Source organism: Actinoplanes sp. NPDC020271 (assembly GCF_044388125.1).
Lineage (GTDB): Bacteria > Actinomycetota > Actinomycetes > Mycobacteriales > Micromonosporaceae > Actinoplanes.
The window spans coordinates 82,906-93,662 of record NZ_JBIRWQ010000022.1 but is presented as its reverse complement, the minus strand read 5'-3'; the positions used below and the strand labels follow the sequence as shown (position 1 = coordinate 93,662).

10 protein-coding genes are annotated in these 10,757 nt (G+C 69.7%); 7 read left to right on the top strand and 3 right to left on the bottom strand.

Annotated elements, in window-relative coordinates; genetic code table 11:
- Positions 1 to 677: 677 nt before the first annotated feature.
- From ACH442_RS35580 to ACH442_RS35570, 3 genes are read right to left on the bottom strand one after another with little or no spacing between them, the layout of a single operon-like run.
- Entirely contained in the window at positions 678 to 1,508 is an 831-nt protein-coding gene (locus tag ACH442_RS35580) for an SWIM zinc finger family protein (RefSeq protein ID WP_396342460.1), read from the bottom strand.
- 1 nt (position 1,509) lies between these two features.
- On the bottom strand, positions 1,510 to 4,590 hold the full coding sequence (locus ACH442_RS35575) for a DEAD/DEAH box helicase (RefSeq protein ID WP_396342459.1): 3,081 nt from the start codon (positions 4,588 to 4,590) through the stop codon (positions 1,510 to 1,512).
- A 30-nt stretch (positions 4,591 to 4,620) separates the two neighbouring features.
- The gene (locus ACH442_RS35570; RefSeq protein WP_396342458.1) at positions 4,621 to 5,013 is read right to left on the bottom strand and encodes a VOC family protein; all 393 of its coding nucleotides are present in this window, start codon (positions 5,011 to 5,013) and stop codon (positions 4,621 to 4,623) included.
- 70 nt (positions 5,014 to 5,083) lie between these two features.
- On the opposite strand from ACH442_RS35570, the gene ACH442_RS35565 reads away from it, so the two are divergent.
- The 7 genes from ACH442_RS35565 to ACH442_RS35535 all read left to right on the top strand — a co-directional run bounded on the left by ACH442_RS35565 (position 5,084) and on the right by ACH442_RS35535 (position 10,757).
- The gene (locus ACH442_RS35565; protein ID WP_396342457.1) at positions 5,084 to 5,845 is read left to right on the top strand and encodes a TetR/AcrR family transcriptional regulator C-terminal domain-containing protein; all 762 of its coding nucleotides are present in this window, start codon (positions 5,084 to 5,086) and stop codon (positions 5,843 to 5,845) included.
- 33 nt (positions 5,846 to 5,878) lie between these two features.
- Positions 5,879 to 7,120, top strand: a complete 1,242-nt coding sequence (mqnC, locus tag ACH442_RS35560; protein WP_396342456.1) for a cyclic dehypoxanthinyl futalosine synthase — start codon at positions 5,879 to 5,881, stop codon at positions 7,118 to 7,120.
- 51 nt (positions 7,121 to 7,171) lie between these two features.
- Positions 7,172 to 7,459 (top strand): hypothetical protein, encoded by a 288-nt coding sequence (locus tag ACH442_RS35555; protein ID WP_396342455.1) that lies wholly within the window; start codon positions 7,172 to 7,174, stop codon positions 7,457 to 7,459.
- Positions 7,460 to 7,730: 271 nt separating this feature from the next.
- The gene (locus tag ACH442_RS35550) at positions 7,731 to 8,426 is read left to right on the top strand and encodes a demethylmenaquinone methyltransferase (RefSeq protein WP_396342454.1); all 696 of its coding nucleotides are present in this window, start codon (positions 7,731 to 7,733) and stop codon (positions 8,424 to 8,426) included.
- A gap of 213 nt (positions 8,427 to 8,639) precedes the next feature.
- Positions 8,640 to 8,900: a hypothetical protein gene (locus tag ACH442_RS35545; RefSeq protein WP_396342453.1), complete on the top strand. Its 261-nt coding sequence runs from the start codon at positions 8,640 to 8,642 to the stop codon at positions 8,898 to 8,900.
- A gap of 116 nt (positions 8,901 to 9,016) precedes the next feature.
- Entirely contained in the window at positions 9,017 to 10,309 is a 1,293-nt protein-coding gene (locus ACH442_RS35540; RefSeq protein WP_396342452.1) for a geranylgeranyl reductase family protein, read from the top strand.
- A gap of 82 nt (positions 10,310 to 10,391) precedes the next feature.
- Positions 10,392 to 10,757, top strand: a complete 366-nt coding sequence (locus ACH442_RS35535; RefSeq protein ID WP_203748632.1) for an NADH-quinone oxidoreductase subunit A — start codon at positions 10,392 to 10,394, stop codon at positions 10,755 to 10,757.

Below are 10,757 nucleotides of genomic sequence, written 5' to 3'. Positions count from 1 at the left end.
TCAGCGCCGCCGGGCGGCATCGGCTCAGCGCCGCCGGGCGGCATCGGCTCAGCGCCGCCGGGCGGCATCGGCTCAGCGCCGCCGGGCGGCATCGGCTCAGCGCCGCCGGGCGGCATCGGCCTACCCAGCCGCAGCCCCAGCAACCGCGGTGATCGGGCGCAGCCGCCCCGCCCGCGCCGTGCCGCCCGTGGCGGGCCGTGACATTCGCGTCGTTCCACGTCGTTCCACGTCGTTCCACGCCGTTCGCGCCGCGCTATCCCCTCCTGCGCTGTCCTGCACCGGGCTGTCCCGTCCTGCGCTGCCCCGTCCTGCGCTGTCCTGCGCCGTCCTGCGCCGTCCTGTCCCCGAGCCGAGTGATGGCGTGGCATGGCGGGCGAGCCAGGGGTATAGGCGGGACGGGCAGGCAAGGCTGTGCGCCGCGGTGTGAGGGCGAAGCTGGGCGAAATGTGACGTGACGCTGTGTGATGCGAGGCGTGGGTGCGAGGCGCGGGTGCAAGGAAGTCAAGGCGAGGGCGGGGCCAAGGTCGGAGATGTGAGGCCAAGGTCGAGGATGTGAGGCCGCGGTCGCGGTGTGAGACCGAGGTCGAGGGTGTGACCGAGGTCGAGGGTGTGACGGCGTTGGCGTGAGGGCCGGCGTGGGACACGTGCATGCCAAGGGCCGGGCGGCTGGGCTGTGGTTACTCCTCGGGGTCGGCGGCCAGGTCGCGGTAGACCGGGCGCAGCAGGTCGATCAGCGGGATGTGGCGGACCTTGACGGGTGGCGGGTCCAGGGCGCGTAACAGCAGCTCAGGAGGGGTTCCGCCGCGGCCGGGGCGTTCTCGTAGGCGGCCTAGGCTTACCGCCGGGGAGTAGTAGTCGGCGAGGCGGTCGGTCAGTGGTTCTTCGGGGACCGCCAGCGGGTCGAAGGCTTCGCCCGGGTCGGCGGTGCCCCGGAGGGCGTCGAGCAAGGGCTCGCGCGCACGGCCGCGCCAGGCCAGAACCAGGAACGGGTCGTCGTCGAAGGCTTCGGCCAGGACATACAGCGCGGCGGAGCCGTGTTTGCACGGAACTCCCCAGTCGGGGCAGGAACAGTCGATGTTCAGCTCCGACGGGAAGAGAGGCAGGCCCAGGTCGGTGAACAGGTCGACGATTTCTCGGGGCATCTCGCCGGCCAGCAGCGCGGCCCGGTACAGAGCCTGCGAGCCCAGCGCCTCGGTGATCTCCTCCCACTGGGTGTCGTCGAACGCCGCGATGCGGATCGTCACCTGGTACGGCGTAGGCCGCGACCCCTGCACCCGGGCCACCACCTGCCCGGGGCTGAGCGCGAAGTCGATCACCTGGCCCTTGCGCGCGTAGGCCCGGCCGCGCGCGAGCCGCCCCGCGTCGCAGACGCCCTCGAGCACGTCGACGAACCGTCGGGACCACCACTGCTCGCCGATTTTGCCGCGCTTCGACCGGACCGCGAGCCCGCCGTCCACCTCGATTGCGCGCGTGGCCTCGTAGTAATGGCCGAGCTGGTCGAACGGCATCTCAGCCCACCGCCGCCGGGTCGAGCGCGAACAACTCGCGCAGCTGGTCGGTGCTGAGGTCGGTAATCCACTCCTCGCCGGTGCCGACGACCGCGGAGGCCAGCGCTTTCTTGCGCTCGATCATCGCGTCGATCTTCTCCTCCAGCGTGCCGGTGCAGATGAACTTGCGAACCTGCACGTTGCGTGACTGCCCGATGCGGAACGCGCGGTCGGTGGCCTGATCCTCGACCGCCGGGTTCCACCACCGGTCGAAGTGGACGACGTGGTTCGCCGCGGTCAGGTTGAGGCCGGTGCCGGCCGCTTTCAGCGAGAGCAGGAAGAGCATCGGCTCGTCCGAGGTCTGGAACCGCTCGACCAGTTCGTCCCGGCGCGACTTGCTGAGCCCGCCGTGCAGCCACAGCACCGGACGGTCGAGGTGGGCCGCCAGGTAGGGCTGGAGCAGGGAACCCCACTCCGCATACTGCGTGAAGACCAGGGCCTTGTCGCCGTCCTCGACGATCTCGTCGGCCAGCTCCTCGAGCCGGGCCAGCTTGCCGGACCGGTCGGGCAGCCGTGAACCGTCCTTGAGCAGGTGCGCCGGGTGGTTGCAGACCTGTTTGAGCTTCATCATGGCGGCCAGCACGTTGCCCCGCCGCTGGATGCCCTCGCTGCCCTCGATCTCGGCCATCATGTCCTCGACCACGGCCTGGTAGAGGGTGGCCTGCTCGGGGGTGAGCGTGCACCACACCTTCATCTCGTTCTTCTCCGGGAGGTCGGAGATGATGGTCTTGTCGGTCTTGAGGCGTCGCAGCACGAACGGACCGGTGGCTCGTTTCAGCGCGGCGGTCGCGTCCTCGTCCTGCCGGACCTCGATCGGCTCCTGAAAGCGGCGGCGGAACCGTTTGGCCGGGCCCAGCAGGCCGGGGTTGCAGAAATCCATGATGGACCACAGCTCGGCCAGATGGTTCTCCACCGGGGTGCCGGTGAGCGCCAGCCGGGTGCGCGCGGGGATGGCCCGGACCGCCTGGGCCTGGCGCGTCCCGCTGTTCTTGATCGCCTGGGCCTCGTCGCACACCACACGGCTCCAGCCGATCTCGCGCAGCGCCTCCAGATCCCGGAACGCGGTGCCGTAGGTCGTCAGGACCAGGTCGGCCTCGGCCACCGCGGCGAGGAAGTCGACGCCGCGTTGCCGGGTGCTGCCGTGATGCACGTAGACGTGCAGGGACGGCGCGAACCGGGCCGCCTCCTTCTTCCAGTTGGTGATCAAGGACATCGGGCAGATCAGCAGTGTCGGCGGAACCTCGTCCGGGGTGACGCCGGTGCGCTCGGTGAGCAGCAGTGAAATCGTCTGCGCCGTCTTGCCCAGGCCCATGTCGTCGGCGAGGATCCCGCCGAGCCCGAGCCGGCCGAGGAAGTGCAGCCAGGAGAGGCCGCGCTCCTGATAGGGCCGGAGTGTGCCCTGGAACCCGGGTGGAGTCCGCATCGGGTCGAGGCGTTCCGAGGCCTGGCCGGAGAGCAGGTCACCGAGCGTGCCGTCCGCGTCGACCTCGACGAGGGGCAGGTCCTCCTCACCCCCCTCGACCACCTGCTGCAGCACCTCGCCCGCGGTGAGCTCGCCCTCGCGCCGCTGGCTGACCGCCTTCAGCGCGGCCTTGAGCTGCCGGTCGTCGAGCTCGACCCACTGGCCGCGGACCCGGACCAGCGGCACCTTGAGCCGAGCCAGCTCGGCCAGCTCCTCGGGGCTGACGACACCGTCGCCGATCACCAGGTCGATCCGGAAGTCGACGATCTCGGACAGGCCGAATCCGGACTCCGCCGCTGCTCGGGAGGAGCCGGCCTTGGACCGTGACCGGGTGGTCAGCTTGAGACCGACGCCCTTGCGCCCGGCCCAGGCCGGTAGTTGCACCCCGAACCCGGCTGCCTGCAGCAGGGGCGCGACCTGACGCAGGAATTCGTAGGCCTCGGCGGTGCTCAGCGTCATCGCGGCCGGCTGCTGCTCGCGCAGCGCCTCGTGCAGCGCCGGGAACAGCCGGACCGCCCGGCCCAGACCGGCGAGCAGCGCCTCGTCGGGCCGGCGCGGCAGGCCCGGGAAGCGTTCGCCTTCCCAGACCAGGGCGGCCGGAAGGTAGATCCCGGAATCCTCGGCGGACTGCAGGGCGAACTCCAGGTCCCACTCGTCCTCACCCGGCTCCGGCTCGAACAGCCGGAAGCTGACCCGGATCGGGGCATTCGCCGCCTGGGCCGCACGCATCCAGTCGTCCAGCGCCTTGCGCAGCTCACGTAACTCGTCGGCGGGCGCCTCGGGCAGGGTGGGGTCGGCATCGGTCAGCGCGGTGACCCAGCGGTCGGGCAGCGGTGCTTTGCGCCCCGCGCGGTGGCCGCCGAGGATCTTCTCCGGCAGGATCGCCCGGGCGGCGCCGTCGAGCAGGGTCTCCAGCGCATCTCGCAGGACGCGCCCGGTGCCGGGCTCGTCCTGACCACCGGCGGAAGCCGCACCAGGGCGGGTCGATCGGCCGGCGGGTGCGGGAGCGCTGAGGGAGCGGACCACCGGGGGCATGCCGGCCGCGAAGTCACGATAGGTCGCCAGGTCGGCGCCGGTGAGGACGGAACGCCAGCGCGCGGCCGGCACGCCCTCCTCGATCACCAGCTGAGGGAGCATGCGGCCGTGCTGGGCCAGGTCACACGCCCAGCCGGCGAGGAAACACAGGTAGCGCAGGGAGGCGCCGGGCACCCAGGCCGCGGCCGGGTCGGGCTCGCCCAGCGCGGCCAGCAGAGCCATCGCGGACTCGCCGGGGACCGTGAGGGTGGGGACGGTCCAGGGTGTGAGCTTGACGCCGCGCGGCGAGGTGGTCTCGATCCCGGTCTCGGGGGAGGGCAGCGGGCCACGCGACGTGCCCGGCAGTTGGATCGAGGAGACCCCGGCGAGCACCCCGGCGGGCAGGTCGAGAGCAGCGGTCAGCGCCTCGATGCCGGCGGCGAACGGGTGGGGCCGGACCTTCGACCGGGACGCCGAGGACTCCTGAGTGGCGGGCTCTTCGGCCCAGAGCAGCAACCGACCGGGCCGCCCGGATCCGGGCACCCAGCCGCCGTGAAAGACGAGCACTTCCTCAACCCCCTGAGCAGTCCGTCGAGATTATCGGCCGGACGGTGGGTCAGCCCACTCCGCCAGCTCGTAAACGACCCCATTGGGGTCGGTGACGAGCAGCAGGCGCTCGCCCCACGGCTCCTCCCGGATCGGCAGGGACGGCTCGACTCCCTCCGCGCGCAAGCGCTCCTGCTCGGCGTCGAGGTCGTCGACCACGAAGGCGACGATCGTGCCGCCGACGACGACGTCACGCAGCTCGGGCGGCAGGACCTCGAGACCGCGCCGGTGCAGGGCGATGTCGACGGCACCATCCGGCCGGCTCAGCGACGCGAAGCCGTCGGCGGCCATCTGCTCGACATAGCCGAAGTGGTCCACGAGAAACTTGCTGGAGACCTCGACATCCTCGACCGTGAGTCCGACGACGGACGATGTGACACGCATGACGCCTCCCCGGGCAGCGCTTGTCTGTACGGCGTACACAATACGCCGTACAAGAAAGGAATGCCAAGCCATGGCCGAAGCCCGCCGCACCATCGACCTGCTGTGGTTTCCGGAGGCGGCCGAGCGCAAGCGCGGCCGCCGGCCGGGCCTGAGCGTCGCCCGCGTCGTCGAGACCGGCATCGCGGTCGCCGACGCCGAGGGGCTGGACGCGGTCTCCATGCGCCGGGTCGCGACCGAGCTGGGCGTGGTGCCGATGACGCTCTACACCTACGTGCCGGACAAGGCGACGCTGCTGGAGCTGATGCTGGACCGGGTCTACCTGGCCATGCCCCGGACGGAGTGGCCGGACCGGCCCTGGCGGGAGCGGCTGGCCGCGATCGCCGCCGAGAACCGGAAGCTGGTCGAGGACCATCCGTGGGTGGCCGGGCTGCCGGCCGGCCGCCCGCCGCTCGGTCCGGGTCTGATGGCCAAGTACGAGCACGAGCTGCGCGCCTTCGACGGCTGCGGCCTGGACGACGTCACGATCGACTCGGCGCTGACCTTCCTGATCGGTTTCGTCCAGTCCTCGGCGCGGACCGCCGCCGACGTGCGGGCCGCGGCCGCCCGCAGCTCCGAGACCGACTGGGAGTGGTGGCAGGAGCGAGGCCCGATCTTCGAGGTGGTCTTCGACTCGCACGCCTATCCGACGGCGACGCGGGTGGGCGCGGCGGCGGGGGAGGCGCTGGGCACCGCTTACGACCCCGATCACGCGTACGTCTTCGGCCTGGAACGCGTCCTCGACGGCCTGGCCGCACTGATCGAACCCCGGGGCGGCCGTGACCCGGGCCGCTGACGATCGCCGGGTGGTGGACGTACGCTTCCTGACGTGACGGCGAATCCGGAGATCGACAGCATCCTGCAGCGTGGCGCCGACGGCGGGCGGATCACCCCCGAGGAGGCGCTGCTGCTCTATACGGAGGCCCCGTTCCATGCGCTGGGCGAGGCGGCCGACGCGGTCCGGCGCCGGCGCTATCCGGACGGCATCGTCACGTATCTGATCGACCGCAACATCAACTACACCAACGTGTGCGTCACGGCCTGCAAGTTCTGCGCGTTCTTCCGGGCGCCGAAGCACAGCGAGGGCTGGGTCCACCCGACCGAGGAGATCCTGCGTCGCTGCGGCGAGGCGGTCGAGCTCGGCGCGACCCAGGTGATGTTGCAGGGCGGCCACCATCCCGAGTTCGGTGTGGAGTACTACGAGGAGTTGTTCTCCGCGGTCAAGGGCGCCTACCCGCAGATCGCGATCCACTCGATCGGCCCGAGCGAGATCCTGCACATGGCGAAGGTCTCCGGCGTCTCGATCGAGGACGCGGTGCTCCGGATCAAGGCGGCCGGGCTGGACTCGATCGCCGGCGCCGGCGCCGAGATGCTGCCGGAGCGGCCGCGCAAGGCGATCGCCCCGCTGAAGGAGAGCGGCGAGCGCTGGCTCGAGGTGATGGCGGTCGCGCACCGTAACGGTCTGTCGTCGACCGCGACCATGATGATGGGCACCGGCGAGACCGCGGCCGAGCGGATCGAGCACATCCGGATGATCCGCGAGGTGCAGGATCTGGCGGTGAGCCGTGGTTACCGGGACGTCGCGGTCGAGGAGTCGCACGAGGTCGGCGGCTTCCGCGCGTTCATCCCGTGGACCTACCAGCCGGAGAACAACCACCTCAAGGGCCGCACCCAGGCCACCACGATGGAATATCTGCGGTTCATCGCGGTCTCCCGGCTGTTCTTCGACAACGTCGCGCACCTGCAGGCGTCCTGGCTGACCACCGGTAAGGACATCGGCCAGCTCTCGCTCCACATGGGTGTCGACGACCTGGGCTCGATCATGCTGGAGGAAAACGTGATCTCCTCGGCCGGCGCCCGACACCGCTCCAACCTGCAGGAACTCATCTCGATGATCCGCACGGCGGACCGGATCCCGGCGTGGCGTGACACCTGGTACCGGCATCTCGCGGTGCACCGCACGGCCGCTGACGATCCGACCGACGACCGCGTCGTCTCGCACTTCTCGTCGATCGCGCTGCCCGGCGGCGGCGCCAAGCGCACGCAGCTCCCCTTGGTGGACGCCAAGTAGGACCGAACGATCGACAGACGTGGGTGCGTCTGCCGATGCAGAGTGTCACGCATGCTCAACAGCAGCGTGTCACTGTTGACCGCAATCGGCACCGGGATCGTGGTGTTCTTCTTCACCAAGGCCTGGGTGTCGATGAAGGGTGCCCGTGCGGGTCACGCCAAGGCCAAGGCCGCGGTGCCCTCGGCGCGTAAGTCGATGTGGTCCGCAATCGGATCGTTATTCAAGGTCGGGGTTCTGGTCGCCATCCTCATGCTCCTCCTGGTCGCCTGGGTGACCAGTGATCTTGCGGATGCGGCGGACGAGGAGCCGGGACCGAGCCCTTCGGTGAGTCGGACCTGACCGTTCGGCCAGGGTGGGGGTCGTCGGACCGGTGAGGGCCTGATTGCTCCTTCGTAACGAGCCCGCCTGTTGGCTGTACTGGCTCGTTCCCGCTGGTTACGTTGCCTGCGTAAGGCATTGGCAAAACCTCATGCGTCGCCGGGCGGTCGAAGTCGGTGACGAGCAGTCGGACCCGACCGATGGCGGTCGTATATATAACGCGCAAGGCACGGGCGGGATGGGTGACCATCCCGCCCGTTCTGTTTTCCGAGGCAGTGGCAGCATGGGTGGCGTGACGCGCGCAGACCTGGACAAGCAGCCGCACGAGGTCGCCGAGATGTTCGACGGCGTGGCCAGGCGGTATGACCTCACCAACACGGTGCTCTCCTTCGGCCAGGACCGGGGCTGGCGTCAGGCCACCCGCACGGCGCTGGGGCTGCGGCCGGGCGAGCGGGTGCTGGACGTGGGCGCCGGCACCGGGATCTCCACCGACGAGCTGGGCCGCTCCGGCGCGTTCGCGGTCGGCGCGGATCTCTCGGTCGGCATGTTGCAGGCGGGCCGGCGGGTCCGGCCGGACGTGCCGCTGCTCGCCGGTGACGCGTTGAAGCTGCCGTTCGCGGACGCGACGTTCGACGCGGTGACGATCTCCTTCGCGCTGCGTAACGTCGTGGACACCACGGCTGCGCTGCGCGAGTTCGGCCGGGTGACGCGCCCGGGCGGGCGGCTCGTGGTGTGTGAGTTCAGCACGCCGGCGAATCCGGCGTTCCGGACCGTCTACATGCAGTACCTGATGCGGTCGCTGCCGGTGGTGGCGCGGGGCGTGTCCAGCAACCCCGACGCGTATGTCTATCTCGCCGAGTCGATCCGCGCGTGGCCCGACCAGGCCGGCTTGGCGGGGCGGATCGTGGAGTCGGGGCCGTGGGACCGGGTGGGCTGGCGGAACCTGACCGGCGGCGTGGTGGCCCTGCATCGCGCGACGCGGCGCTGAGGCCGTCGTCGGGAAGGGCAGCTCATCGCCGTACGGGAAAAGCAGCGGCCGCGAGCGGAGGAAAGCCGTCGCCGGGAAGCGGAGCGGGACCGGCGTGCGGAGCCGGCGGCGGACGGCGGACCGGGACCGGCGGTTCTAGATCAACTCACGCGTGTCGGTGACAAATCGGGCGTTTCGCGTACGCGGGGCAAAACGGCTGTTTAGCTCGAAGTCATGACGAAAATCGGGCAGCTAGAGGACACCGACATCGACATCGCGATCGACGAAGGAGAGGCCGGCGAGCGTCGCGCGACCGAGCTGGCCACGCGTATCCGGCAGGTCGCGGCTCAAGATCCCCTGTTGGCGCAGGACCTGGTGGAGGAACTGATCGTTGCGCTGGACCGCGCGATGGACGGCACTATCCGAGATCATCTCGACGGTCCGGCACGTGGGATGGCCGAGCGCGTTTTGGGCGATTCTGACCCGATTCGTTAGCCACGCCGAAACAATCCGGCCGACCTGAGTGCAAAGATCGTCGATAGTCGGCCTAGACTCCGAACGAGGCATGCTTGTGAACTAATTCACGAGCACTGCGGATCGGAGGCTGCACCGTGAACGACCACCCGCCATCCCCCGTCGCTGACGAAGCTGACGTGATCGTGGTCGGAGCGGGTCCCGGTGGCAGCGCGGCCGCGTATCACCTCGCCCGGCACGGCATCCGGGTCCTGCTGCTGGAGAAGACCGAGTTCCCGCGCGAGAAGGTGTGCGGTGACGGTCTGACCCCGCGTGCCGTTCGTCAGCTGGTGCGGATGGGCATCGACACCTCGGAGAAGGCGGGCTGGCTGCACAATCGCGGCCTGCGGGTGATCGGCGGCGGCGTCCGCATGGAGCTGGACTGGCCGGAGCTGGCGAGTTTCCCCAACTACGGCCTGGTCCGCACCCGGATGGACTTTGACGACATGCTCGCCCAGCGGGCCGTCGAGGCCGGCGCCCTGCTGCGGACGAACGTGACCGTCAGCGGCCCGGTCCTCAATGACGAAGGCTACGTGATCGGGGTCGAGGCCAAGGCCGGTCCCGGAAAAGAGCCGGTGCAGTACCGTGCGCCGCTGGTGATCGCCGCGGACGGCGTCTCCGGCAAGTTCCCGCTGGCCCTGGGGCTGGCCAAGCGCGACGACCGCCCGCTCGGGGTGGCCGTCCGGCGCTACTACCGCTCCGCGGCCAAGGCGGACGACAACTACCTGGAGTCCTGGCTGGAGCTGCGCAGCGCGCAGGACCCGAGCCGGCTCCTTCCCGGTTACGGCTGGATCTTCGGCCTCGGCGACGGCCGGGTGAACGTGGGCCTCGGCATCTTGAACTCGTCGGATGCGTTCGGCAAGACGAACTACAAGAATCTGCTCACCGACTGGCTCGGCTCCACCCCGGAGGACTGGGGGATGCGCGGCGAGGAGAACGCGGAGGGCCCGACGCTCGGCGCGGCGCTCCCGATGGGCTTCAACCGCGTGCCGCATTACACCCGCGGGGTAATGCTGGTCGGCGACTCGGGTGGCATGGTCAACCCGATGAACGGTGAGGGCATCGCGTACGCGATGGAGTCCGGCGAACTGGCGGCCGAGGTCGCGGTTCAGGCGCTGGCGCGTCCGGCGGGCCCCGAGCGCGAGCGTGCGCTCCGGGCGTACCCGACCGAGTTGAGCCTGCGGTTCGGCGGTTACTACCGCCTGGGCGGGGTGTTCGTGAAGCTGATCGGCAACCCGCAGATCATGCGGCTCGCCACCAAGCACGGCATGCCGCACCCGACGTTGATGAAGTTCGTCCTCAAGCTCCTGGCCAACCTCACCGACCCGCGCGGTGGGGACGCCATGGACCGCATCATCAACGGCTTGACCAAGGTGGCGCCCGCCGTCTGACGACGGAATCGGGCACCCCGACCAAAGGGATACAAAAGCGAAAAACTAGTGTGAAGCGGCTAACAGTCGTACGGGAGTGAAGATGACGATCAACCCATACGTCCCGATCGTCGGGTTGCTGATCCTCGGCGCGCTCTTCGCGTTGTTCTCGGTGTCCGTTGCACCGATCGTCGGGCCGAAGCGTTACAACCGGGCAAAGATGGACGCCTACGAATGCGGCATCGAGCCCGCCCCCCAACCGGTCGGCGGCGGCCGATTCCCGGTGAAGTTCTATCTGACCGCGATGCTCTTCATCGTCTTCGACATCGAGACCATCTTCCTCTACCCGTGGGCCGTCTCGTTCCAGGCGCTCGGCCTGTTCGGTTTCGTGGAAATGGTCCTGTTCATCGTCACCGTCTTCATCGCCTACACGTACGTGTGGCGACGCGGCGGACTCAACTGGGACTGA